Origin of the sequence: Escherichia sp. R1 (genome assembly GCF_003000935.1) — a bacterium.
Taxonomy (GTDB): Bacteria; Pseudomonadota; Gammaproteobacteria; order Enterobacterales; family Enterobacteriaceae; genus Escherichia; species Escherichia coli.
Map to the genome: position 1 here is coordinate 53953 of NZ_PSRU01000015.1, position 25479 is coordinate 79431.

27 protein-coding genes are annotated in these 25479 nt (G+C 51.8%); 6 read left to right on the forward strand and 21 right to left on the reverse strand.

All coding sequences use genetic code 11. The features are described 5' to 3' along the window. Window positions 1-18: 18 nt before the first annotated feature. On the reverse strand, window positions 19-1062 hold the full coding sequence (locus C4F37_RS17995) for an MBL fold metallo-hydrolase (RefSeq protein WP_001161578.1): 1044 nt from the start codon (window positions 1060-1062) through the stop codon (window positions 19-21). Window positions 1063-1286: 224 nt separating this feature from the next. On the opposite strand from C4F37_RS17995, the gene C4F37_RS18000 reads away from it, so the two are divergent. After that, window positions 1287-1838, forward strand: a complete 552-nt coding sequence (locus C4F37_RS18000) for a flavodoxin family protein (RefSeq protein ID WP_001179442.1) — start codon at window positions 1287-1289, stop codon at window positions 1836-1838. A gap of 177 nt (window positions 1839-2015) precedes the next feature. On the opposite strand, the gene rpoS is transcribed toward C4F37_RS18000, so the two are convergent. From rpoS to cysD, 12 genes are all read right to left on the reverse strand, one after another. Next, window positions 2016-3008, reverse strand: coding sequence for an RNA polymerase sigma factor RpoS (gene rpoS, locus C4F37_RS18005; RefSeq protein ID WP_000081550.1), 993 nt, complete (start codon window positions 3006-3008; stop codon window positions 2016-2018). Between the two features lie 62 nt (window positions 3009-3070). Further along, a complete protein-coding gene (nlpD, locus tag C4F37_RS18010; RefSeq protein WP_306174120.1) occupies window positions 3071-4165 on the reverse strand; it encodes a murein hydrolase activator NlpD in 1095 nt (364 codons plus the stop codon). Between the two features lie 184 nt (window positions 4166-4349). Next, window positions 4350-4976, reverse strand: coding sequence for a protein-L-isoaspartate O-methyltransferase (gene pcm / locus C4F37_RS18015; protein WP_000254701.1), 627 nt, complete (start codon window positions 4974-4976; stop codon window positions 4350-4352). After that, window positions 4970-5731: a 5'/3'-nucleotidase SurE gene (surE, locus tag C4F37_RS18020; RefSeq protein ID WP_001295182.1), complete on the reverse strand. Its 762-nt coding sequence runs from the start codon at window positions 5729-5731 to the stop codon at window positions 4970-4972. Before surE ends, pcm begins: the two co-directional genes overlap by 7 nt. Further along, window positions 5712-6761, reverse strand: a complete 1050-nt coding sequence (truD, locus tag C4F37_RS18025; protein ID WP_000568931.1) for a tRNA pseudouridine(13) synthase TruD — start codon at window positions 6759-6761, stop codon at window positions 5712-5714. The genes surE and truD overlap by 20 nt, the downstream gene beginning before the upstream one ends. Further along, window positions 6758-7237 carry a 2-C-methyl-D-erythritol 2,4-cyclodiphosphate synthase gene (ispF, locus tag C4F37_RS18030; protein WP_001219237.1) on the reverse strand — a complete coding sequence of 160 codons (480 nt, stop codon included), beginning with the start codon at window positions 7235-7237 and terminating at the stop codon, window positions 6758-6760. The genes truD and ispF overlap by 4 nt, the downstream gene beginning before the upstream one ends. Further along, the gene (gene ispD, locus C4F37_RS18035; RefSeq protein WP_001539454.1) at window positions 7237-7947 is read right to left on the reverse strand and encodes a 2-C-methyl-D-erythritol 4-phosphate cytidylyltransferase; all 711 of its coding nucleotides are present in this window, start codon (window positions 7945-7947) and stop codon (window positions 7237-7239) included. The genes ispF and ispD overlap by 1 nt, the downstream gene beginning before the upstream one ends. An 18-nt stretch (window positions 7948-7965) precedes the next feature. Then, entirely contained in the window at window positions 7966-8277 is a 312-nt protein-coding gene (ftsB, locus tag C4F37_RS18040; protein ID WP_000517479.1) for a cell division protein FtsB, read from the reverse strand. Window positions 8278-8469: 192 nt separating this feature from the next. Next, the gene (locus C4F37_RS18045; RefSeq protein WP_001246113.1) at window positions 8470-8793 is read right to left on the reverse strand and encodes a DUF3561 family protein; all 324 of its coding nucleotides are present in this window, start codon (window positions 8791-8793) and stop codon (window positions 8470-8472) included. A gap of 49 nt (window positions 8794-8842) precedes the next feature. Further along, complete coding sequence (gene cysC / locus C4F37_RS18050) at window positions 8843-9448, reverse strand: adenylyl-sulfate kinase (protein ID WP_001173653.1); 606 nt, start codon at window positions 9446-9448, stop codon at window positions 8843-8845. Continuing rightward, the gene (gene cysN, locus C4F37_RS18055) at window positions 9448-10875 is read right to left on the reverse strand and encodes a sulfate adenylyltransferase subunit CysN (RefSeq protein ID WP_001090361.1); all 1428 of its coding nucleotides are present in this window, start codon (window positions 10873-10875) and stop codon (window positions 9448-9450) included. Before cysN ends, cysC begins: the two co-directional genes overlap by 1 nt. 1 nt (window position 10876) lies before the next feature. Further along, window positions 10877-11785 carry a sulfate adenylyltransferase subunit CysD gene (gene cysD / locus C4F37_RS18060; protein ID WP_000372392.1) on the reverse strand — a complete coding sequence of 303 codons (909 nt, stop codon included), beginning with the start codon at window positions 11783-11785 and terminating at the stop codon, window positions 10877-10879. Window positions 11786-12036: 251 nt separating this feature from the next. Here cysD and iap point away from each other — a divergent pair, with 251 nt between their 5' ends. Continuing rightward, complete coding sequence (gene iap / locus C4F37_RS18065) at window positions 12037-13074, forward strand: alkaline phosphatase isozyme conversion aminopeptidase (protein WP_000490426.1); 1038 nt, start codon at window positions 12037-12039, stop codon at window positions 13072-13074. 124 nt (window positions 13075-13198) lie between these two features. Here the strand turns inward: iap and C4F37_RS18070 are convergent, their stop codons facing one another. From C4F37_RS18070 to cysJ, 4 genes are all read right to left on the reverse strand, one after another. Further along, complete coding sequence (locus C4F37_RS18070) at window positions 13199-13351, reverse strand: Hok/Gef family protein (protein WP_000956458.1); 153 nt, start codon at window positions 13349-13351, stop codon at window positions 13199-13201. A gap of 264 nt (window positions 13352-13615) precedes the next feature. Continuing rightward, the gene (cysH, locus tag C4F37_RS18080; protein WP_000039865.1) at window positions 13616-14350 is read right to left on the reverse strand and encodes a phosphoadenosine phosphosulfate reductase; all 735 of its coding nucleotides are present in this window, start codon (window positions 14348-14350) and stop codon (window positions 13616-13618) included. A gap of 73 nt (window positions 14351-14423) precedes the next feature. Next, a complete protein-coding gene (cysI, locus tag C4F37_RS18085; RefSeq protein ID WP_001290706.1) occupies window positions 14424-16136 on the reverse strand; it encodes an assimilatory sulfite reductase (NADPH) hemoprotein subunit in 1713 nt (570 codons plus the stop codon). Further along, on the reverse strand, window positions 16136-17935 hold the full coding sequence (gene cysJ, locus C4F37_RS18090; RefSeq protein WP_000211918.1) for an NADPH-dependent assimilatory sulfite reductase flavoprotein subunit: 1800 nt from the start codon (window positions 17933-17935) through the stop codon (window positions 16136-16138). Before cysJ ends, cysI begins: the two co-directional genes overlap by 1 nt. Window positions 17936-18253: 318 nt before the next feature. Here cysJ and queD point away from each other — a divergent pair, with 318 nt between their 5' ends. The 4 genes from queD (at window position 18254) to C4F37_RS18110 (ending at window position 20808) form a co-directional block, all read left to right on the forward strand. Beyond that, window positions 18254-18616 (forward strand): 6-carboxytetrahydropterin synthase QueD, encoded by a 363-nt coding sequence (gene queD, locus C4F37_RS18095; protein WP_000108301.1) that lies wholly within the window; start codon window positions 18254-18256, stop codon window positions 18614-18616. Window positions 18617-18693: 77 nt separating this feature from the next. Further along, a complete protein-coding gene (locus C4F37_RS18100; protein WP_001539459.1) occupies window positions 18694-19965 on the forward strand; it encodes an FAD-dependent oxidoreductase in 1272 nt (423 codons plus the stop codon). Further along, window positions 19956-20216, forward strand: a complete 261-nt coding sequence (locus C4F37_RS18105) for a ferredoxin family protein (protein ID WP_000109509.1) — start codon at window positions 19956-19958, stop codon at window positions 20214-20216. The genes C4F37_RS18100 and C4F37_RS18105 overlap by 10 nt, the downstream gene beginning before the upstream one ends. Window positions 20217-20232: 16 nt before the next feature. After that, a complete protein-coding gene (locus C4F37_RS18110; RefSeq protein WP_001130266.1) occupies window positions 20233-20808 on the forward strand; it encodes a glycerol-3-phosphate responsive antiterminator in 576 nt (191 codons plus the stop codon). Between the two features lie 147 nt (window positions 20809-20955). Here the strand turns inward: C4F37_RS18110 and C4F37_RS18115 are convergent, their stop codons facing one another. From C4F37_RS18115 to C4F37_RS18130, 4 genes are read right to left on the reverse strand one after another with little or no spacing between them, the layout of a single operon-like run. Beyond that, window positions 20956-21816 (reverse strand): electron transfer flavoprotein subunit alpha/FixB family protein, encoded by an 861-nt coding sequence (locus C4F37_RS18115; RefSeq protein WP_001539460.1) that lies wholly within the window; start codon window positions 21814-21816, stop codon window positions 20956-20958. Further along, window positions 21813-22592 carry an electron transfer flavoprotein subunit beta/FixA family protein gene (locus C4F37_RS18120; RefSeq protein WP_001539462.1) on the reverse strand — a complete coding sequence of 260 codons (780 nt, stop codon included), beginning with the start codon at window positions 22590-22592 and terminating at the stop codon, window positions 21813-21815. The genes C4F37_RS18115 and C4F37_RS18120 overlap by 4 nt, the downstream gene beginning before the upstream one ends. Then, a complete protein-coding gene (locus tag C4F37_RS18125) occupies window positions 22570-23979 on the reverse strand; it encodes an MFS transporter (RefSeq protein WP_001539463.1) in 1410 nt (469 codons plus the stop codon). Before C4F37_RS18125 ends, C4F37_RS18120 begins: the two co-directional genes overlap by 23 nt. Before the next feature lie 21 nt (window positions 23980-24000). Beyond that, window positions 24001-25455: an FAD-binding oxidoreductase gene (locus C4F37_RS18130; protein ID WP_000059426.1), complete on the reverse strand. Its 1455-nt coding sequence runs from the start codon at window positions 25453-25455 to the stop codon at window positions 24001-24003. Between the last annotated feature and the right edge of the window lie 24 nt (window positions 25456-25479).

Below are 25479 nucleotides of genomic sequence, written 5' to 3' on the forward strand. Positions count from 1 at the left end.
TTGCAAGTTGATTTTATCTTAGTAATAAGAACCGACCAATCTTATTGCCATTTCGATATTAGCAGGCATAGATGCGTCGTAGCCATACATATGGCCATATTTCGGACGTAATACTTCAGTTACTTTCTTAATAATTGCTTCGCGCTGGGCTCGCGCAAAATCAGCATGATTATTTGCCGTTTTATTCATAAATTTACCAAAACTTTCTTCTTTTCTGACTTTAATTGTCGTATCCCGAAGATCATTAAGAAACTGGCGTTGAAATTTAAAATCATCGTGTGAACCAATATTACCATGCCCGCCAATAAAATATTTCCAGTCAAGCATTTCAACCTGACGCAAATTACTGTCATGGTAAACCAACGTATCCGATACGGCGAAGCCCATCATCGGCAGTTGGTCAGGATTCAGGAGATCCGGGCTGTGAGCTACTTTTTCCTGTTTTAGCAACCATACAGAATGGTCGTCGGTATGTCCTGCTTTAACAAATCGGTGTAATTCAATGGTCTGCTTTTCAAATTTAAACTGGTCATCTTTTTTACTTAAAACCTGAGTGGCGACGGGTAAGCGACTGTTCATAAATTGCATTTTTTCAGCAGTGGCTTTACTGGCAATAATACGCAGATTCACGCCTTCTTTCTTCGCCTCATCGTTCCAAAATGGACTATCGCCAATGTGATCCACATGGTAATGAGAATAAACCAGCGCTGTTACGGGTAATGGAGTCACATCACGAATTGCCTGTAATAAATATTTACCGCGACCCTCCGGAGCATCAAACAGCAAAACCCCTTTGTCTCCGACATAAAACGTAGTGGAATAAAAATAGCGTTGAACATAATAAGTTCTCTCGCCAATTTTTTGTAAAATATAAGGCTGAGACATATTTCTTTCAAAAAGGTTATTGAGTTTATCGCTTGGCGATATTATTTTTTCCGCTGAAGGTTCAACATAACTTGCATTAACTGTAGACGAATTTGCAGTCGAAATTTCCGTTTGAGCAAAAACACTACCAGATATAAGAGAAGAGGCTAGAATTGTATATATTTTAATGCCTTGCATACGTAGTCCTTTATTAATGTGTTGTTGATTTATAGCATCTCTGAACAGACTGTTATTTTAGATATTACTACGTTAGGAGATTCATTTTTCTTCGAATATTATGTTTATCTCATTCAAAAAATATGTTCATCATTTGATGGTTTAAATAATATCTGCAAGGCATAATACTCTACATCTTTAAAACCTGCCTCAAAAAATCATTCATTAGTAAAAAGGATATTTATATGCAAAACATAGCTGTGGTTTATTATTCAGGATATGGTCACACTAAACTGGTTGCTGAAAAAGTGGCACAAGGCGCCCATGCAGATTTAATTTCGATTGATAACGAAGGAAATATCACTGAGCAGGAGTGGGAAAAACTGGACGCAGCCGATGCCATTATCTTCGGTGCTCCCACCTATATGGGCGGTGCGCCATGGCAATTCAAGAAATTTGCTGATGCCAGTTCCAAAGCGTGGTTTACACGTAAATGGCAGGATAAAGTCTTCGGGGGTTTCACCAACAGCGCCAGCCTGAATGGCGATAAACAAGTTACGCTGATCTATCTGCAAACGCTGGCTTCACAGCATGGCGGTCTGTGGGTGAGTTTAGGTCAGGCTCCTGCCAATGTGCTTGCGTCAACCAGGGAAGATGTAAACAATCTGGGCGGTTCAGTCGGTTTGCTGGTGCAATCTCCAGCCGATGCGGGTGCAGACCAAATCCCTACGGGCGATCTGGATACAGCCGTGAAATATGGTGAACGCGTGGCGACAATTACTGCGCGCTTAAAATGATGATTGCCGAATGTGACGCTGACGCGTCTATCCGGTCTTCTACATCTAAAAAGTGCCGTCCCCTGGTCAGTCAGATAAAGTTTTAACGCTGTATCCGATAACAGTTCAACATGTACCATGTACCAAAAGAAAAAAAGCCAGCCTCGCTTGAGACTGGCCTTTCTGACAGATGCTTACTTATTCGCGGAACAGCGCTTCGATATTCAGCCCCTGCGTTTGCAGGATTTCGCGCAAACGGCGCAGGCCTTCAACCTGAATCTGGCGAACACGTTCACGGGTGAGGCCAATTTCACGACCTACATCTTCCAGTGTTGCCGCTTCGTACCCCAGCAAACCGAATCGACGTGCCAGCACTTCACGCTGTTTGGCGTTCAGCTCGAACAGCCATTTGACGATGCTCTGCTTCATATCGTCATCTTGCGTGGTATCTTCCGGACCATTCTCTTTTTCATCGGCCAGGATGTCCAGCAACGCTTTTTCGGAATCACCACCCAGCGGGGTGTCTACCGAGGTAATGCGCTCGTTAAGACGAAGCATACGGCTGACGTCATCAACTGGCTTATCCAGTTGCTCTGCGATCTCTTCCGCACTTGGTTCGTGGTCCAGCTTATGGGACAACTCACGTGCGGTTCGCAGGTAAACGTTCAGCTCCTTTACGATGTGAATCGGCAAACGAATAGTACGGGTTTGGTTCATAATCGCCCGTTCGATCGTCTGGCGAATCCACCAGGTTGCGTATGTTGAGAAGCGGAAACCACGTTCCGGGTCAAACTTCTCTACCGCGCGGATCAGCCCCAGGTTGCCCTCTTCGATCAGGTCCAGCAACGCCAGACCACGATTGCCATAACGGCGGGCAATTTTTACCACCAGACGCAAGTTACTCTCGATCATCCGGCGGCGAGAGGCGACATCTCCACGCAGTGCGCGACGCGCAAAATAAACTTCTTCTTCGGCCGTTAACAGTGGTGAATAACCAATCTCACCAAGGTAAAGCTGAGTCGCGTCCAGCACACGCTGTGTGGCTCCCTGCGATAACAGTTCCTCTTCGGCCAAATCGTTATCACTGGGTTCCTCTTCTACTAAGGCCTTTTCGTCAAAAACCTCAACTCCGTTCTCATCAAATTCCGCATCTTCATTTAAATCATGAACTTTCAGCGTATTCTGACTCATAAGGTGGCTCCTACCCGTGATCCCTTGACGGAACATTCAAGCAAAAGCCTGGTTCCGCCGATTTATCGCTGCGGCAAATAACGCAGCGGGTTTACGGATTTCCCCTTGTAACGAATTTCAAAATGCAAGCGTGTTGAACTGGTTCCGGTGCTACCCATGGTTGCTATTTTTTGCCCCGCCTTCACTTCTTGTTGTTCCCGGACCAGCATTGTGTCGTTATGGGCGTAGGCACTCAGGTAATCATCATTATGTTTGATGATAATCAGATTACCGTAGCCGCGCAGCGCGTTACCGGCATAAACAACGCGGCCATCTGCGGTCGCGATAATTGCCTGTCCTTTGCTGCCTGCGATATCAATCCCCTTGTTGCCCCCCTCAGAAGCGCCAAAGGTTTCGATCACTTTGCCCTCAGTCGGCCAGCGCCAGGTGGAGATAGGCGTACTGGTTGATGTACTGCTGACAGTCGGCTCGGTTGTGCTTGCTGTTGGTACCGTTACAGGCGCTGTGACCGTGGTCGCAGTTGGCTTGTTGTTCGGCAACATTTTGTTAGCACTCTGTTCACCCGAAGACTCAGAATACGTAATTGTCGGTTGCGACGCAACAGCAACGGTGGAATTTTGTGCAGGCTTGATCACAACTCCTTGCTCTGCTGCGTCGGCCTGGGTAATGGCATTTCCGCCTGTGATTGGCGTACCGGAAGCATTACCCACCTGTAAGGTCTGACCGACGTTCAGCGCGTATGGTGCCTGAATATTGTTGCGCTGAGCAAGGTCACGGAAATCGTTGCCAGTAATCCAGGCGATATAAAAAAGCGTGTCGCCTTTTTTCACGGTGTATGTACTGCCGCTATAACTGCCTTTCGGAATGTTCCCATACTGACGGTTGTAGACGATTCGTCCGTTTTCCATCTGTACCGGCTGCTGAGCTACTGGCTGCACAGGCTGGATTTGCGGTTGTTGAGTAGCCTGAATTTGTGGCTGCTGTACCGGCTGAATTTGCGGTTGCTGCGCTGTAGACGTCGTCCCCATTTTCGGCGGCGGCGTAATCAACATACCAGAATTGGTATTTGCGGGCGCATTGCCATTAACGGAGCTGACCGGTGCCGGTGGATTTGAAGTGTCAGAACAGCCTGCCAGCCATAGCGAAACCAGTGACAATGCCGCAATGCGGCGAACGGTGAATTTTGGGCTTCCCGCGCTCATTTATCCCCCAGGAAAAATTGGTTAATAACCAGTGACATAATTACCGTGCAAGGCACCATACTGAACACTGGAAAAGATGTTCACGATACGCTGACTTGCGGCAAAATAACCAGGAAAAATCCAGGTATTTCCTCACGTTTTAAGCCAGCTCACCCTTCACTAAAGGGACAAAGCGCACGGCCTCCACGGTATCGATAATAAATTCGCCTCCCCGACGACGCACCCGTTTTAAATACTGGTGCTCCTCCCCTACGGGTAAGACGAGAATCCCGCCTTCGTCCAGCTGCGTCATTAGCGCAGTTGGAATTTCAGGCGGTGCCGCCGTAACAATGATAGCGTCAAACGGCGCGCGTGCCTGCCAACCTTGCCATCCATCGCCATGACGGGTTGAAACATTATGTAAATCAAGATTTTTCAGGCGGCGACGCGCCTGCCACTGCAAGCCTTTAATCCGTTCAACCGAGCAAACATGTTGGACAAGATGCGCCAGGATTGCAGTTTGATATCCCGAACCAGTGCCAATTTCCAGCACCCGCGACTGCGGCGTCAGCTCGAGTAATTCGGTCATTCGCGCCACCATATACGGCTGCGAAATTGTCTGCCCCTGACCTATCGGCAAGGCGATATTGTCCCAGGCTTTTTGTTCAAACGCTTCATCAACGAATTTTTCACGCGGCACGGCGGCAAGTGCATTCAGCACCAGCTCATCCTGAATACCTTGCGCACGTAATTGATCCAGAAGTGCTTGTACGCGTCTGCTTACCATTGCGTGCCAACTCCCACGCTGTTTAACCAGTCTGAAACCACATCTTGCGCGCTATGCGCAGTTAAATCCACATGCAGCGGCGTGATGGAAACATAGCCCTCATCTACCGCAGCAAAATCGGTCCCCGGACCGGCATCACATTTACCGCCCGGCGGGCCAATCCAGTACAGCGTATTGCCGCGCGGATCTTGCTGCGGGATCACCTGATCTGCCGGATGTCGTGTACCGCAGCGCGTCACGCGAATACCTTTGATTTGATCCAAGGGTAAATCCGGAACGTTAATATTAAGAATACGCCCGGTGCGCAGCGGCTCTTTACACAGTGCGCGCAAAATTGAGCAGGTTACCGCCGCGGCAGTGTCGTAATGTTTATGCCCGTCAAGCGAGACGGCAAGCGCCGGAAAACCTAAATGACGGCCTTCCATCGCGGCCGCTACCGTACCGGAATAAATAACATCATCCCCCAGATTCGGCCCGGCGTTAATTCCGGACACAACAATGTCCGGGCGCGGGCGCATCAGAGCATTTACGCCAAGATAGACGCAATCGGTCGGGGTTCCCATTTGCACAGCAATATCACCATTTTCAAAGGTAAACGTGCGCAGGGAGGATTCCAGTGTCAGAGAATTAGAAGCGCCGCTGCGGTTACGATCGGGGGCGACCACCTGAACGTCAGCAAACTCACGCAAGGCTTTCGCCAGCGTTTGTATACCGGGTGCATGTACCCCGTCATCATTACTCAGCAATATGCGCATAATCACCTGTTGTGTTGATAAGTTCCCTGACAACGCTGGTTGCAAAACTTCCCGCCGGAAGCCAGAAACGGATTTCTACGGTGACATCATCCCACCAGTTCCAGCTTAATTGTTGCGGATACAGCAGCATCGCTCTGCGCGCGGCTTCAACTTTTTCGCGCACCAGTAAGGTTTGTAATTCAGTTTCTTCGGCGACAGCTGCTTGTTCGAATGCCAGCGCTTCACGCTGAGTTCCCCACTCGCCACTGCCCGGCAATGCGGCGGTTATCATCAGCACTTTATCGTTGACGCGACGCTGTAATTCCGCCAGTTCTTCGGTGGTTGCGACAAACCAGCTACCACGTCCGGCTAATTGTAGCGCATCGCCGTCAACAACTTGATTAACGTCTGCTTTTTTGAGGCGTTCAGCAACAATCTGATTAAACAACGCACTGCGGGCTGCCGACAACCAAAAACTCCGTTTATTGCGATCGCGCACCGGAGTATTGGTTTGCGCCCAGCGCAGCGCACCCTGCAAGTTGCTACCGCCAATCCCAAAACGTTGGGCACCAAAGTAGTTCGGTACACCTTTTACGCAAATATCGATCAGACGTTGTTCAACGTCATCGCGATTGCTCACTTCGCGTAGTACCAGGGTAAAGGCGTTACCTTTCAGCGCCCCTAAACGCAGCTTGCGCTTGTGCCGCGCATACTCCAGCACCTGGCAGCCTTCCAGTTGAAAGGCGCTCAGATCGGGCATCTCTTTGCCCGGCACGCGAGCGCATAACCACTGTTCCGTAACAGCATGTTTATCTTTTTGCCCAGCGAAGCTGACTTCACGGGCATGAATTTTCAGGAATTTCGCCAGTGCATCCGCCACAAAACGGGTATTGCAGCCGTTTTTGAGGATTCTAACCAGAATATGCTCACCTTCACCATCAGGCTCAAAGCCCAAATCTTCCACCACCACAAAGTCTTCCGGATTGGCTTTCAGCAGCCCGGTGCCTTGCGGTTTACCGTGGAGGTAAGTGAGATTATCAAACTCAATCATTTTGTTGCCTTAATGAGTAGCGCCACCGCTTCACAGGCAATCCCTTCCCCACGTCCGGTAAATCCCAGTTTTTCCGTAGTAGTGGCTTTCACGTTAACATCATCCATATGGCAGCCGAGATCTTCGGCAATAAACACGCGCATTTGTGGAATGTGCGGCAACATCTTCGGTGCCTGAGCGATGATAGTGACATCGACGTTGCCGAGGGCATAACCTTTCGCCTGAATACGACGCCAGGCTTCGCGCAACAGCTCGCGGCTGTCGGCACCTTTAAATGCCGGATCGGTATCCGGGAACAGCTTGCCTATATCTCCCAGCGCCGCCGCGCCAAGCAATGCATCGGTCAACGCATGGAGCGCCACGTCGCCATCAGAATGCGCCAGCAGCCCTTTTTCGTAAGGAATGCGTACGCCACCAATGATAATTGGGCCTTCACCGCCAAAGGCGTGTACGTCAAAACCGTGTCCAATTCGCATTATGTATTCTCCTGATGGATGGTTCGGGTGAGGTAAAATTCGGCCAGCGCCAAATCCTCCGGGCGCGTTACCTTGATGTTATCCGCGCGGCCTTCAACAAGTTGCGGATGAAAACCGCAATATTCCAGCGCCGAGGCCTCATCGGTAATGGTAGCGCCTTCATTTAGAGCGCGCGTCAGGCAGTCATGTAACAGCTCACGAGGGAAAAATTGCGGCGTCAGCGCGTGCCATAAGCCGTTGCGATCAACGGTATGAGCAATGGCATTTTTGCCCGGTTCGGCACGTTTCATCGTATCGCGCACCGGCGCAGCGAGGATCCCTCCCGTGCGGCTGGTTTCGCTCAACGCCAACAATCGCGCGAGGTCATCCTGATGCAGACAAGGACGAGCGGCGTCATGCACCAATACCCACTGCGCGTCGCCAGCGGCTTTCAGACCTGCCAGCACGGAATCGGCACGCTCTTCACCACCATCAACAACCGTGATTCGTGGATGATTCACCAGAGGAAGTTGTGCAAAGCGGCTATCGCCAGGACTTATGGCAATGACGACACGTTTCACCCTGGGATGCGCCAGCAGCGCATGCACCGAGTGTTCAAGAATGGTTTGATTACCGATTGAGAGATATTGCTTAGGACATTCCGTTTGCATTCGGCGGCCAAATCCGGCCGCCGGAACCACGGCGCAAACATCCAAATGAGTGGTTGCCATGTTAATTCCCGGGCTGATTTATCGATTGTTTTGCCCCGCAGACTGTGCGCGCTTTGACGCGTCAGGCACCAGACGATAAAACGTTTCGCCCGGCCTGGTCATGCTGAGTTCATTACGCGCACGCTCTTCGAGCGCCTCCTGGCCGCCATTGAGATCGTCAATTTCGGCAAAAAGCTGATCGTTTCGCGCTTTAAGTTTCGCGTTTGTAGCTTGCTGTGCCGCCACATCATTATTGACGCGAGTATAGTCATGTATACCGTTCTTACCGAACCACAGCGAATACTGTAGCCAGACCAGAATAGCCAGCAACAGCAGCGTTAGTTTACCCATCCTGCCCCCTGAAAAACGGCATCTTCATCCCATGCATCCGAAGACGACTCTACATCCTCTGTTGGGGATACCGCGACAACGTGGGCAAATGTACCACATTTGTCCATTGTTACGTATACCCAGGGCGTGCAGAACATAATCTCATTATTAGTTACGGATTGAATTATGAACAGAATAGAGAGGAAAGAACAATTAACCCAGTAGCCACATAAACAGCGCACCAAACATAATGCCAACCGTCGCCAGAGTGAAAACAATACTGTAGCGTAGCTTTCCGTCCATCAATGAATGCAGTGCAATCCCCACCACCACTGCGACGGGCATCAGCGCCAGAAAGAAAGGCCAGGTGTAGATAAAAAAGAGCAGCGTGTTAGAGCCATAAATCAACATCGGAATTGCCAACGCGCACAGCCACGATAAAAAACCAACCACAGCGCCTGGCAGCGACCATGTGGTGTCTTCAACCTCAGTAAGGCTGTCGTTATTTGTTAATGTAATGTTGTGGCTGTTACGCATATCTGATCCTGTTACTTTGACGAACCGGGCATGGAAACCCGGCGGTGTCTCAGGATCTGATAATATCGTTCTGTCTCAACAGATCTAATAATTGCTGTACCAAATTTGTTACTAATTGTTCACCATTGAGATGAATTTCTGCCGATTCAGGCGCTTCGTAAACGGAATCTATTCCCGTAAAGTTGCGCAGTTCACCGGCACGCGCTTTCTTATATAAACCTTTTGGATCGCGGGCTTCGCAAATCGCCAGCGGCGTATCGACAAACACTTCGATAAAGCGCCCTTCTCCTACGCGTTCGCGAACCATCTGGCGTTCGGCGCGGTGTGGCGAGATAAATGCGGTCAGCACCACCAGTCCGGCTTCAACCATCAAATTCGCCACTTCACCGACGCGACGGATATTCTCTTTACGGTCGGCATCGCTAAAACCGAGATCGCTGCATAATCCGTGGCGAACGTTGTCGCCATCCAGCAGATACGTACTGACGCCAAGTTTATGTAACGCCTCCTCCAGCGCCCCCGCGACGGTTGATTTACCGGAACCAGAGAGGCCGGTAAACCACAGCACAACACCACGATGACCGTGGTGCTGTTCGCGTTGTTGCGGAGTTACTGGGTGGCTATGCCAGACGACGTTTTCGTCATGCAGCGCCATTATTTATCTCCCAGTAAATCGCGCGCACCCCAATGCGGGAAATGGCGGCGAACCAGGGCATTCAATTCCAGTTCGAATGCACTGAATTCAGATGGCGCAGCAGTTGCCTGGCTAACTGGTTCGTGCACCATACCGGCACCTACGGTCACATTACTCAGGCGATCGATAAAAATCAGCCCACCGGTAACCGGGTTTTGCTGATAACGATCTAACACCAGTGGCTCGTCAAAGGTGAGATCTACCAGGCCGATGCCGTTCAGCGGCAGGTTTTCAACTTCGCGTTGGGTAAGGTTATTGATATCAACCTGATAACGAATGCCATCAACACGAGCACGCGTCTTCTTACCGGCAATTTTGATGTCGTAACTCTGGCCCGGGGAAAGCGGCTGTTCCGCCATCCATACCACATCCACCGACGCGCTCTGCACAGCCGGTAACGCTTCGTCTGCCGCCAGCAGCAGATCGCCACGGCTGATGTCGATCTCATCCGTCAGCACCAGGGTGATCGCTTCTCCGGCAAAGGCTTCTTCGCGATCGCCATCAAAGGTCACGATCCGCGCGACGTTTGATTCCACACCAGAGGGCAGCACTTTGACACGTTGCCCGACTTCCACGCGACCGGATGCCAGCGTTCCGGCGTAGCCACGAAAATCGAGATTCGGACGGTTAACGTACTGCACCGGGAAGCGCATTGGCTGAGCATCCACCACTCGCTGGATCTCCACGGTTTCCAGCACTTCTAGCAGTGTCGGACCGCTGTACCACGGCATACTTTCACTTTGCGAAGCCACGTTGTCGCCTTCCAGTGCGGAGAGCGGCACAAAGCGGATATCCAGATTACCCGGCAGCTGCCCGGCAAAAGTCAGATAATCTTCACGAATACGGGTGAACGTCTCTTCACTGTAATCCACCAGATCCATTTTGTTGATCGCCACGACCAGATGTTTGATCCCCAACAGTGTGGAGATAAAACTGTGACGACGGGTTTGATCGAGCACGCCTTTACGGGCATCGATCAGTAAGATCGCCAGTTCACATGTCGATGCTCCAGTCGCCATATTGCGGGTGTACTGCTCGTGCCCTGGGGTGTCGGCGATAATAAATTTACGCTTCTCGGTAGAGAAATAGCGGTAGGCCACATCAATAGTGATGCCCTGTTCGCGCTCAGCTTGCAGGCCGTCCACCAGCAGTGCCAGATCCAGCTTTTCGCCCTGGGTGCCGTGACGCTTACTGTCGTTATGCAGCGATGAGAGCTGATCTTCGTAGATTTGGCGGGTATCGTGTAGCAGGCGACCAATCAGGGTACTTTTGCCGTCATCGACACTACCACAGGTCAGAAAACGCAGCAGGCTTTTATGTTGTTGCGCAATCATCCAGGCTTCGACGCCGCCTTCATTGGCGATTTGTTGTGCAAGTGCGGTGTTCATCTTAAAAATACCCCTGACGTTTTTTCAGCTCCATAGACCCCGCCTGGTCGCGGTCAATTACGCGGCCCTGACGTTCACTGGTGGTGGAAACCAGCATCTCTTCGATGATCTCCGGCAGTGTTTGCGCATTTGACTCCACCGCGCCGGTCAGCGGCCAACAGCCCAGTGTGCGGAAACGCACCATCCGTTTTTTAATCACTTCGCCCGGTTGCAGGTCGATACGGTTGTCATCAATCATCATCAACATACCGTCGCGTTCCAGAACCGGACGTTCCGCAGCAAGATACAGCGGAACAATGTCGATATTTTCCAGCCAGATGTATTGCCAGATATCCTGCTCGGTCCAGTTAGAGAGCGGGAAGACGCGGATGCTTTCGCCTTTGTTAATTTGCCCGTTGTAGTTGTGCCACAGCTCCGGGCGCTGATTTTTCGGATCCCAGCGATGGAAGCGGTCACGGAAAGAGTAGATTCGCTCTTTAGCGCGGGATTTCTCTTCGTCACGGCGCGCACCACCGAAGGCGGCATCAAAACCGTATTTGTTCAGCGCCTGTTTCAGGCCTTCAGTTTTCATAATATCGGTATGTTTCGCGCTGCCGTGTACGAATGGATTAATCCCCATCGCCACGCCTTCCGGGTTTTTATGCACCAGCAGCTCGCAGCCGTAGGCTTTCGCCGTACGATCGCGGAACTCATACATCTCGCGGAATTTCCAGCCGGTATCGACATGCAGCAACGGGAAAGGCAGCGTACCTGGATAAAACGCCTTGCGCGCCAGATGCAGCATGACGCTGGAATCTTTACCGATAGAGTAGAGCATCACCGGATTTGAGAATTCTGCAGCCACCTCGCGAATAATGTGGATGCTTTCCGCCTCCAGTTGCCGCAGGTGGGTAAGTCGTTTTTGATCCATAACCGTTCCTTTGCAATACCGCTATTTTCTTGCCATCAGATGTTTCGACTATAGGGAGCGTAAGAGAACGAATGAAATTACCAATTAGAATGAGTAGTTCCTTAACGGAATAACGATTTGGCAAAGCTAATATCAAAAAGTGCTTAAGGCACCGGATTTCGGGCGTTTAGGAAGATTTGAAATTGTTTTAGCGCAGCGGCAGTTTCATACTATGGCGGTAAAAAAATTTGCATGGTATTTAAGGACTCACTATGTTTTCCGCATTGCGCCACCGTACCGCTGCCCTGGCGCTCGGCGTATGCTTTATTCTCCCCGTACACGCCTCGTCACCTAAACCTGGCGATTTTGCTAATACCCAGGCACGACATATTGCTACTTTCTTTCCGGGACGCATGACCGGAACTCCTGCAGAAATGTTATCTGCCGATTATATTCGTCAACAGTTTCAGCAAATGGGTTATCGCAGTGATATTCGGACATTTAATAGTCGGTATATTTATACCGCCCGCGATAATCGCAAGAGCTGGCATAACGTGACGGGAAGTACGGTGATTGCCGCTCATGAAGGCAAAGCGCCGCAGCAGATCATCATTATGGCGCATCTGGATACTTACGCCCCGCTGAGCGATGCTGACGCCGATGCCAATCTCGGCGGGCTAACGTTACAAGGAATGGATGATAACGCCGCAGGTTTAGGTGTCATGCTGGAACTGGCTGAACGCCTGAAAAATACGCCTACCGAGTATGGTATTCGATTTGTGGCGACCAGCGGCGAAGAGGAAGGAAAATTAGGCGCTGAGAATTTACTCAAGCGGATGAGTGACACCGAAAAGAAAAATACGCTGCTGGTGATTAATCTCGATAACTTAATTGTTGGCGATAAGCTGTATTTCAACAGTGGCGTAAAAACACCTGAAGCAGTAAGGAAATTAACGCGCGACCGGGCGCTGGCAATTGCCCGCAGCCATGGAATTGCCGCCACCACAAATCCAGGTTTGAATAAAAACTATCCGAAAGGCACCGGGTGTTGTAATGACGCAGAAATATTCGACAAAGCCGGTATTGCTGTACTTTCGGTGGAAGCGACTAACTGGAATCTTGGCAATAAGGATGGTTATCAGCAACGCGCAAAAACAGCCGCATTCCCTGCGGGAAATAGCTGGCATGACGTAAGACTGGATAATCAACAGCATATTGATAAGGCACTTCCTGGAAGAATAGAACGTCGCTGCCGTGATGTTATGCGGATAATGCTACCGTTGGTGAAGGAGCTGGCGAAGGCATCTTAATGGGTTTGAAATGATTACTCCCTTGCCTGCAGGAAATCAATGCCACCAGAAACAGAGTATAAAAAAGGGTGCAGGAGACCAAACCATCACAATTCAGTACGCGGGGTTTTACCCCGCGTGGTGGCTACTTCTTCGATTCGTAAGCGAGAACTGCCTTAAACTCCATACCACGTTCTCTGATACTCAACTCACACAACGAGTCGCCTACCATCAACGTGAATCCCAGTACTGTACAACACAGTACGATGATTGCCACAAGGGCATATTTTGTCAGCATGTCTTGCCTCCCTGCAAAGAAGAGACTAACATCCGAATTGCTTAGGTTCGAACGTAGGCCTCAGGTTGATAGAAATATCGCCTGGGGCTTTTGTCCATCTGGAACCTCGCGAATGCTTAACGCCAGACAGCCTCAAGCACCCAATGCCATTCTATACCTGTTAATTCTCCCTGCGACGTTCTCGTTTAAATGCTGGAATGCTGCTCGCAAAATAAAAACGCCCCCATCATTTCTGACAGAGGCGTTTAATTTATCCGGCAATATTTACCCTTCGTGTAATCCACATTCCCTTTTTAAGCCAAAGAAACGCGTTTCTTCTTCCGCCATGCCGGGTTCCCATTTACGGGTTGTATGGGTATCGCCCACCGATAAATATCCTTCATCCCATAATGGGTGATATTTCAGGCCATGTTTTTGCAGGTACTGATAAATAGTTCGGTTATCCCAGTCGATAATCGGCAGCACTTTAAATACGCCACGCTGAATTGCCAGCACCGGTAAATTGGCGCGGCTGCCGGATTGTTCACGGCGCAGGCCAGCAAACCAGGTTTGCACATTCAGTTCTTTCAGCGCCCGGTTCATCGGTTCGACTTTGTTGATGTCATTGTACTTTTCAATGCCTTCAACGCCCTGCTCCCACAGTTTGCCGTAGCGTGCTTCCTGCCAGGCGGCGCTTTCGGTAGCACGGTACACTTTCAGGTTGAGCTTGAGTTTATCCGTTAACTCGTCAATAAAGCGGTAGGTTTCCGGGAACAGATAGCCGGTATCGGTGAGGATCACTGGAATATCCGGGCGAATCTGATTCACCAGATGCAGACTCACCGCCGCCTGAATGCCAAAGCTGGAAGAAAGTACATATTCACCGGGCAGATTATCCAGCGCCCAGGCTACGCGGCCTTCAGCGTCCAGTTTTTCCAGTTGGGCGTTAGTTTCCGCCAGCGCCAGAATCCGGTCTACCTTTGGCAGTTCGTTCAGGGCGTTTAGATCGAGTTTGGACATAAGTTCCTCACTGTTTGCCTTGCCTGATGCAACGCTTACACATCTTATCAGGCCAACAAGACCGGGCTGATGGTTAATCCCACAAATCGCGCGCCGGATCGAGCACCGGGCGAATGATGCCCGCACGCACCGTAAAGTCGCCGAAGCCTTCACCCGCTTCGCGCTCTTTCGCCCAGCGCCCTATCAGTTCATCAAGCGACGCCAGGATTTCCGGCTCGGTGATGTTTTCTTTATACATCCGTGGGATACGTGTCCCAATGCGGTTGCCGCCAAGATGCAGGTTGTAGCGACCCGGCGCTTTCCCCACCAGACCCACTTCCGCCAGCATCGCGCGACCACAACCGTTCGGGCAGCCTGTTACACGCATCACGATATGCTCATCGCTGACACCATGTTTCGCCATTAAATTATCGATGTTGTCGATAAAAGACGGCAGGAAACGTTCCGCTTCCGCCATCGCCAGCGGGCAAGTCGGGAATGACACGCAGGCCATTGAGTTTTCACGCTGCGGCGTGACGGCATTCATTAACCCGCTTTCTTTGGCGATCTTCTCGATCTTCGCTTTCTCGCTTTCCGGCACTCCGGCGATGATCAGATTCTGGTTCGCCGTAATGCGGAAATCACCTTTGTGGATCTTCGCGATCTCCAGCAAGCCGGTTTTCAGCGGACGTCCCGGATAATCAAGAATGCGACCATTTTCGATAAACAGCGTCAGGTGCCAGTTATCATCAATGCCCTTAACCCAGCCAATACGATCGCCGCGTCCGGTAAACTCATACGGGCGAATCGGCTCGAATTTGATCCCCGCGCGACGTTCAACTTCCGCTTTAAACGTCTCAACCCCTACGCGCTCCAGCGTGTATTTGGTTTTGGCATTTTTACGATCGGTTCGGTTACCCCAGTCACGCTGAGTTGTCACGACGGCTTCCGCCACCGCCAGCGTATGCTCCAGCGGCAGATAGCCAAACTCACTCGCCGTGCGGGCGTAGGTTTTCTTGTTGCCGTGTTCAATGGAAAGCCCACCGCCCACCAGCAGGTTAAAGCCCACCAGCTTGCCGTTTTCGGCGATCGCCACGAAGTTCATGTCGTTGGCGTGCAGATCGATATCGTTCTGCGGCGGGATCACTACCGTGGTTTTGAACTTACGCGGCAGGTAGGTCTGACCAAGGATCGGCTCTTCATCAGTAGTGGCGACTTTTTCCTGATCGAGCCAGATCTCCGCATACGCGCGGGTACGAGGCAGCAGATGTTCAGAGATTTTCTTCGCCCATTCATATGCTTCCGCGTGCAGTTGCGACTCGTAAGGGTTCGAGGTGCAGAGTACGTTACGGTTCATGTCGTTGGCGGTCGCCAGCGCATCAAGACCGACTGAGTGCAGCATCTGATGCACCGGTTTGACGTTCTTTTTCAGAATGCCGTGGAACTGGAATGTCTGGCGGTTGGTCAGGCGAATGCTGCCATAGATGGTGTTTTCACCGGCAAATTTGTCGATCGCCTGCCACTGTTTAGTGGTAATCACCCCACCCGGCAGACGACAGCGAAGCAGCATCGCGTGGCGCGGCTCCAGCTTCTGTTCAGCACGTTCGGCGCGAATGTCGCGGTCATCCTGCTGATACATGCCGTGGAAGCGGATCAGCAGGAAGTTATCGCCCTTAAAACCGCCTGTCAGACCGTCGTTTAAATCTTCCGCAATGGTGCCGCGCAGGTAGTTGCTTTCAAGCTTCATGCGCTCGGCGTCTGTCAGTTTTCCTTCGACCACTAAAGGCCCTGGATGTTTTTCGCTCATTAGTAGACATCTCGCTGATAACGGCGCTCTACGCGCAGCTCACTTAAAAATTCATCCGCCGCTTCGGTGTCCATGCCACCAAATTCGGCAATCACTTCCAGAAGTGCCTGCTCAACGTCTTTCGCCATGCGATTAGCGTCGCCGCAGACATAAATGTGGGCACCGTCATTGATCCAGCGCCACAGCTCTGCGCCCTGTTCGCGCAGTTTGTCTTGTACGTAAATTTTTTCTTTTTGATCGCGCGACCAGGCGAGATCGATGCGCGTCAGCACGCCTTCTTTGACGTAACGCTGCCATTCCACCTGGTAGAGGAAATCTTCCGTAAAGTGTGGGTTGCCAAAGAATAGCCAGTTTTTACCCGGCGCTTCGTCGGCAGCACGCTGCTGCATAAAGGCACGGAACGGCGCGATGCCGGTGCCAGGGCCAATCATGATCACCGGGGTTTCCGGATTGGTTGGCAGGCGGAAGTTGTCGTTATGTTCGATAAAGACGCGGACTTCACCCTCTTCTTCCACACGGTCCGCGAGGAAGCTGGAGGCACCACCGGCACGGGCACGGCCTTCCACGTCGTAACGCACCACACCAACGGTAACGTGCACTTCGTTCTCGACTTCCGCCTGCGAGGAGGCGATGGAATACAGGCGCGGGGTCAGCGGGCGCAGCAGATTAATCAGCGCTTCGGCATCCAGTTGCGCCGGAGAGAAACGCACCATGTCGACAATCGGCGTCGTCGCGGCGTAATGCTGTAATTTCGCTTTATCGCCCACCAGCGGCAGCAGCGTTTCGCTGCGGGTAAGCGTGGCATAGTTCTCAACAATGTTGGCGGTGTTGACGGTCAGTTCGAAGTGCCACTGTAGCGCTTCGTTCAGAGGCAACGTTTTGCCCTCGACGGTGACAGGTTCATCGCCTTTCAGCCACAGCAGTTCGACAAGTTCTTTCACCAGTGCCGGATCGTTCTGATACCAGACGCCCAGCGCGTCACCCGGCTGGTAACGCAGGCCAGAGTCACCTAAGTCAATTTCAATGTGACGAACGTCTTTTTCAGAGTTACGCCCGGTAATTTTCTGGTTAACAGAGAGGCTCGCCACCAGTGGCGCGTCTTTGCTATACGGGCTGGTGTGGATTTCATTTACCGTGCCAGTAGCGACGGATTGAGAAGGTGCCGCGACAGGCGCACGCGATTTAAGCGCATCAACCACGCGGGCGCGCCACTCGCTGGCAGCAGCCTGGTATTCAACGTCGGCATCGACACGGTCGAGCAGGCGTTCACCGCCCAGTTCCGCCAGCTTACTGTCAAAATCTTTCCCGGACTGGCAGAAAAATTCATAAGAGCTATCGCCGAGGCTAAACACGGCAAACGCGGTGTTTTCCAGCTTTGGCGCTTTTTTGGAGAACAGGAACTTATGCAGCGCGACGGCTTCTTCCGGCGGTTCCCCTTCCCCTTGCGTTGACGTCACCACGATAAGCAGTTTTTCGCTGGCGATTTGTTTGAATTTATAGTCACCCGCGTTCACCAGCTTAACGTTCAGTTTTGCCGCTAATAAATCATCGCGTAATGCTTCAGCAACCCGGCGCGCATTGCCGGTTTGCGAGGCGGAGATAATAGTTATACCCGGCATTTCTGCGGCGGGCGCTGGCGTCGCTGCAAGCGCAGCAGGCTGCTGGTTGAGCACGCCCCAGAAATAGCCAGAAACCCAGGCAAGCTGGGTAGGAGTTAAATCGGTCGTGGCCGCCTGAAGGCGTGCCAGTTGCTCCGGGTTCAACGGAAGCAACGCGGAAGGTGGGACCTGTGTCGTCATGCGTTGTTATGTTCCAGTAAGCAAAGCTGTTTCTGCGCCCTGTCAGCGCCCATAAAACAGAAGAGAAGGTAAGGTTAACGGGGTAAACGGTGTGGATTAAAGACGGGATAGCGATAACTAATAACCAAATCGACTAACCTGTTTTAGCAATAGTCTTTAACAACAAAATAGATTAACCAACCCAATGAAAAACAAATGAATATTGCCCATCAATAAGATAAATCAGCGATTTTGCGCAACAAAGTCGTTTTAGATAATGCGAAAAAACAGCCTTTCCGGTACTCTACGGCGGTTTTATCGTCATGTAGAGAAATTATGATGTCCACCACGTTATTTAAAGATTTCACCTTCGAAGCCGCTCACCGCTTGCCGCACGTCCCACAAGGGCATAAATGTGGTCGCCTGCACGGGCATTCCTTTATGGTGCGACTGGAAATTACCGGGGAAGTCGATCCGCATACGGGCTGGATTATCGATTTCGCTGAACTGAAAGCGGCGTTTAAACCAACTTATGAGCGCCTCGATCACCATTATCTCAATGATATTCCAGGTCTGGAAAACCCAACCAGCGAAGTTTTAGCAAAATGGATTTGGGATCAGGTTAAACCCGTTGTGCCGCTGTTAAGTGCGGTGATGGTAAAAGAAACCTGCACCGCAGGTTGTATCTATCGCGGCGAATGATAAGAGTGTGTCGGCGGTCAATTTCCCTTAAGTAACGCTATGTTAGGGTGTTGTGTTCTGGATATCTGGGGCATGACATGGAAGACGACTGCGACATTATTATTATCGGTGCCGGTATTGCTGGCACCGCTTGCGCGTTACGCTGCACGCGAGCGGGTTTATCCGTTTTGTTACTGGAACGAGCGGAGATTCCCGGCAGCAAAAATCTTTCCGGCGGGCGGCTATACACCCATGCGCTCGCGGAACTCCTCCCGCAATTTCACCTGACCGCGCCTCTTGAACGACGCATCACTCACGAAAGTCTTTCTCTGTTAACGCCAGATGGCGCAACGACGTTTTCCAGCTTACTGCCCGGCGGTGAATCCTGGAGTGTATTACGCGCACGATTCGATCCGTGGCTGGTTGCCGAAGCCGAAAAAGAAGGTGTCGAATGCATCCCCGGTGCGACGGTAGATGCACTGTATGAAGAAAACGGCAGGGTGTGTGGTGTCATTTGTGGTGACGATATTCTTCGCGCCCGTTATGTGGTGCTGGCAGAAGGTGCCAACAGCGTCCTGGCGGAACGCCACGGGTTAGTGACTCGTCCTGCTGGCGAAGCGATGGCATTGGGGATCAAAGAAGTGCTGACGCTGGAACCATCCGCTATTGAAGAACGTTTTCATCTGGAGAATAACGAAGGCGCAGCGTTGCTGTTCAGCGGCGGAATCTGTGATGACTTACCCGGCGGCGCATTTCTTTATACTAATCAACAAACGCTCTCGTTAGGGATTGTTTGCCCGCTCTCCTCCCTTACGCAAAGTCGTGTTCCGGCAAGCGAGCTGCTGGCTCGCTTTAAAACGCATCCGGCAGTGCGCCCGCTTATCAAAAACACGGAATCACTGGAGTATGGTGCGCATCTGGTGCCAGAAGGTGGCCTGCGCAGTATGCCGGTGCAATACGCCGGTAACGGCTGGCTGCTGGTGGGCGATGCGTTGCGCAGTTGCGTCAATACCGGAATTTCCGTGCGCGGTATGGATATGGCGCTAACTGGCGCGCAGGCGGCGGCACAAACGCTGATAAGCGCCTGCCAGCACCGCGAGCCGCAAAATCTGTTTCCGCTTTATCATCACAACGTAGAGCGCAGCCTGCTGTGGGATGTTCTACAGCGTTATCAGCATGTTCCGGCGCTTTTGCAACGCCCTGGCTGGTATCGGGTGTGGCCTGGGTTAATGCAGGATATTTCCCGTGATTTATGGGATCAGGGGAATACACCTGTTCCACCGCTGCGCCAATTGCTCTGGCGTCATTTACGTCGTCACGGCTTGTGGCATCTGACGGGCGATGTTATCAGGAGTCTGCGATGTCTGTAGCCCGTAATCTCTGGCGCGCTGCCGATGCGCCGCACATTGTTCCGGCTGACTCCGTTGAGCGCCAGACGGCACAACGGTTGATTAACGCCTGTCCAGCAGGTCTTTTTTCGCTCACACCTGAAGGTGACTTACGCGTTGATTATCACGGCTGCCTGGAGTGTGGCACCTGCCGTTTGCTGTGCGACGAATCAACACTACAACAGTGGCGCTATCCGCCTTCCGGATTCGGCATCACCTACCGCTTTGGATAAATAATAAGGATAATTTATGCCCCTCTTACACCTGCTCCGCCAGAATCCGGTGATTGCTGCCGTTAAAGATAATGCCAGCCTGCAACTGGCAATCGACTCTGAATGCCAGTTTATTTCCGTGTTGTACGGCAATATCTGCACCATTAGTAATATCGTTAAAAAGATTAAGAACGCCGGGAAATATGCTTTTATTCATGTTGATTTGCTGGAAGGCGCGTCAAATAAAGAAGTGGTGATTCAGTTTTTGAAACTGGTAACCGAGGCGGACGGAATTATCAGTACCAAAGCCTCAATGCTGAAAGCAGCAAGAGCGGAAGGTTTTTTCTGTATTCATCGACTGTTTATTGTTGATTCGATTTCGTTTCACAACATTGATAAGCAAGTTGCGCAATCGAATCCGGATTGTATTGAGATCCTGCCAGGCTGCATGCCTAAAGTGCTGGGCTGGGTGACGGAGAAAATCCGCCAACCGCTGATTGCTGGCGGGCTGGTGTGCGATGAAGAAGATGCGCGTAATGCGATTAACGCGGGTGTTGTGGCGCTTTCCACCACGAATACTGGGGTCTGGACGTTAGCGAAAAAATTGCTTTGACGGGATAATCGTAACAAGTTGAATTTGTTGTGATTTGTAGGCTGCACACCACATCCGACATTCAGCGCCTGATTCGACGCTTGACGCGTCTTATCAGGCCTACAAGTCCCCAGCCCAGAACCATAGGCAGGATCATCCGGCAGCACGTTATTGGCAATCTGCGTGAATGTTTGTCACCAGTGCCTCCAGCACCACTTTCCAGTCATCAACCACGCCAACATCTGCCTGTGAAAATACCGCTGCACTGGCGTCATGATTAATCGCCACCACAAACTTGCTATTGCGTACGCCCGCCATTAACGCTGCTGCGCCGGAAGCGCCAACAACAATACACACCTCAGGTGCCAGCAGATGTCCGGAAATACCAATCACTTTTTCGGCATCAACGCCACCGTTCATCACTCGTGCCCGACTGTAGCCCACTTCGGCTCCCATCTTTTCTGCCAGCATAGCGATTTCCTGGTTATCTGCCTCTCCGCCCTGTCCCACCACCAGCACACGTCTGGCCTCGGTTAATGGGTCACGGGTAACATTTTTCAGGTTTTCGACGCTGATAAGCCAGTCTGGAAGCGCGCCGGGGACAATGTTCAGTTGCTGCATCCCAGAGGGCAACGTGGCGTTTTTATCTGCTCCCGCCTGACGTGCCAGCGAAAGGCATAGCGGGCGTTTTTCTGTTTGCAGCGTCGCCGTTAGCGCATTTCCCCAGTGGGATTTGCGCACGCTTACGGTTGGAATATCTAACGAAGTCACCTGGCAGATGCTTGCACCATGTAAACGCCAGGCCAGCCGGGTCGACAGTTCATCACCAAACGTTCCCGGCGGAAAGAGAACAACGTCCGCTGGCGTTCGCTGCCACTGTTCCACCAGCGCATCCAGCACCTGTTCCGCCACTACGGGCTGAGGTTCAATCTGCCAGTGTGCCAGGGTACAACCGCTGAAATCCTGTGCCGCCAGCCAGCTTGCTATTGCGGCATTCTCCTGATTTATTGTCACAATTGCGATATTCATGGCTGCATCCTTTGGCGTAAATAGTTCTGCCATAGCTTTTGCGCTTTTTCTGCTACCGTTTGCCCATCAATCAGCGTCGCTCCGCGTCGTTGCTCTGCTCTTGCCAGTTGCAGACACTGCATCGCTGGCAATTCGGCAGCAACAGTTTTACGGATAATTTCTGCTTTCCCCGCAGCCATTCGCTGGCGCATTCCCGGTACTGGCAAGGCCACTTCACCACACTGGCGCACGGCAATCACCGCAGGCAAGCGAACCCGGCAACAGCGCAACCCATGTTCAGTACGCTGTTCGAGGGTGATAAACGGCGCGTCGAGAGTGAAACGCTCCACCTGGGTGAAACAGGGCCAGCCCAGCATTTCCGCCAGCAAAAATGGCGTTTGTCCATTCTGCCCTTCGCTGCTTTGGCAGCCGATAATTATCAGATCCAGCGGATTCTGACGCTGCCATTCGGCAATATGGCGAGCGACAAATTCCGACGCAAAGCGCAGATCTGCCGCCGTCTCCAGCACTACAGCTTCCTCAAACCCAAGAGCCATGAGATAGCGCAGCCAGTGCAACGCCCGTTCATCCCCCATGCTCAACGCGGTTAAAGACATCGACGTACCGTTTTTTCTCTGCGCCAACAGCAGCGCGGCGGCAGCCTGTTCATCAGCACCGAGTAAACTTCGCAGTAGCGAAACATCCGGTCCGCTATTACCCTGAGCCGCCGCCTGCCACTCTTTTTCCGCCAGCATTCCGGCATCCGGCTCGGCTTTAAACGCTAACAGAATGTTCATTCGCACCTCCTACATTTCCCGCCGCCACCAGCGGGAGTGCTTTGGTTTCTGGTGCCCATAGCCAGGTCACAACAAAACCAACCAACAACACTGCCGCCAGGAGCAATAAGGTGACTTGCATTCCCCACTGCGCCAGCACCCACGGCAGCAGGCCAGTACTTACCGCCGCGCCAAGTCGACTCATGGCGGTGGCAAAACCGACGCCCAGCGAGCGAATGTCAGTAGGAAAACTTTCCGCAGGCAAAATGCCCACCAGATTACTGACTGCCGAAATGGTGGTGCTGAAGAGAACAAAAAGCAGCAGGGTTAATGAACTGCCGGAAGGCAAACAGGCCATCACGACCAGCGTTGCCGCCAGCAGCAAAAAACTTCCCAGCAAAAATTTGCGATGTGCCAGCAGGTGCGTCAGAACTAATCCCAGCAGCGCGCCCACAATTAACAACGCATTAAGCATCAGGCTAGCGGTCAACGCATCTTCCAGACCAATAGTTTGGGCGATAGTTGGCAGCCAGGTATAAATCACAAACCATGGGATTACGAGGCAGACAAAGAAGACGCTGTTAAACGCCGTGCGCCGCCAGTAGCGCGAAGAGAACAAGGTTTTGATGTGTTTATGGGTCGCCGTTGCCACTTCATCGCCCAGTAAAACATGCGGGCCAAAATAGCGATGAACGATAGCGTGAGCTTCTGCAAAACGCCCCTGGCGCAGTAGCCAGCGTGGCGATTCCGGCGTGCCCCAACGTAGCAGCGTAATCAGCAAGGCTGGTAACGCCGCTGATGCCAGCAGCCAGCGCCAGGCCTCCGGGCTTTCGGAAATAAAGTGATGTCCGGCAATACTTGCCAGCACATAGCCTACGGTCCACACCACACTGAATGCGCCCAGCAAAATACCGCGATGGCGGCGCGGGGAAAATTCAGCCAGCAAGGTGTGACCGACTGAGTAATCGCCTCCCAGACCAATGCCGATCAAAATGCGCAATCCAATAAGATGCTCTGGCGTGGTGGCAAAAAATTGCAAGAACGAAGCGAGCGTAATCAGCATAAAACTGAAGGTGAAGATTTTTTGCCGCCCGATATGGTCGGAGATCCACCCCAAAACCAGGCTGCCAAGAAACAAACCAAGTAACGCCGAGCCGCCGATCATTCCCGCCATAAACGGCGTCAGTTGCATGGCGGGCGTAAGCTGAATAATGGCGTAACCAATAACGCCGAGGACATAACCGTCGGTCAGGTGTGCGCCGAAAGTGAGCGCAGCAATTCGACAGTGAAAACGGTTAAGCGGTAAATCATCCATTCGCACCGGTGAAGTGTTCATCTTTACCCCTTCATTGTCCGGTAATAAGAACGGCTTCTCGCCTGAGAAGCCGAAAAGGCAACGCCCCGTCATCGCGGAACGCTGCCTGACACATTATTTTTCAATCGGATAGATAGTACCCGTGTTCATAATGCCATTAGGATCGAACTGCTTTTTCAGCCCTTCCAGCAACGCCCACGCGCTGCCGTGTTCCAGTTTGCTCCAGTGAACGCGATGTTTACCGATACCGTGGTGGTGCACCATCGAACCGCCGAGACGAATGGTTTCTTCGCAGATGATTTTGTTGAGCGGATTGTGGTATTTGTCGATTTCCTCTTCCGGCTTACAGTCAACGACGTTGTAGTCGTAGACGAAGTACATGTTGGTGCCGTTCTGATAGCTATGAGAGGAGTGACCGCCCAGCATGGTGATGTCGTCGGCGTGCGGGAACTCGGTACGAATACGGTTAATAACGCTTTCGTAGATTTCGTGAATGCAGCTCCAGCAGCCGGACACTTCAGTGGTAAAGCCCATGTTGCCGGTTTTGAGGATCTGCACACGTTCGGCAGCTACTTTATCCGGTCCCCAGTTCAGGTTGTTAAACCAGGTTTCGATCAGCTTGCTGTCCACGCGCTGGCACTGCGGGTAGCGCGCCACGATTTCAGCAATCCCTTCACCCGTCGCCTTCGCAATGCGAGGGTTACCTTCAGCCATAAAGATCAGCACGCATTTGCCGTCGGCAAAATGGGTGAAGTGTTGGGTGCCATCTTCAGCATCATACAAACGAGCAATCGACGGACGATACCCTTCCACCATGATTTCACGCAGGATGTTGAAGCCGGTTTTCATGTCTTCCAGCACATAGCCATAGAAGAGATTGTTTTCCGGCGTAAATTTGAAGATTTTCACTGTGACTTCAGTGATATAGCACAGTGCACCTTCGTTGCCGATGATGATATGACGAATGTCCGGGCCAGCCGCGCGACGTGGCACGTTTTTAATGCGTGTGACGGTGCCATCTGCCAGCACCGCTTCCAGACCAACGACCATATCCTCGATTGCGCCGTAGAGTGTGGAAAACTGCCCAATACTGCGGGTCGCCACCAGGCCGCCCATCTGCGCCAGCGGCTTTGACTGCGGAGAATGCCCCGTGGTGTAACCTTTTTCACGCAACGCGTTTTCCAGCACCTCCAGCGGAACGCCACATTGCGCCGTGGCCTGCATATTCTCAATATCAATATTAATGATTTGATTCATGGCGGAGCCGTCGAGCACCACCGAGTTTTCCACAACGGTTTCCAGCCCACCTTCGGTGGCGGAAGCACCGGTACGTGGCACACCGTTAATTTTGTGCGCATTCATAAAATTCAGCACACGGGATACTTGTTCTGTGGAACCGAGTTTTACGACCGCTGCCGGAATTGGCAAAGTATAAATGCCATGAATATCCGGAAATTTACGAAAACGGTCAATACTGTTCTTCTTTAATACTGTTTCATCGGTAATTACGCGATCTGCACCAACAATTTCCTTTAGCTGGTCGACAATCGCTACGCGAGATAAAGACATAGTAATTCCTTCCTGATAATAAAA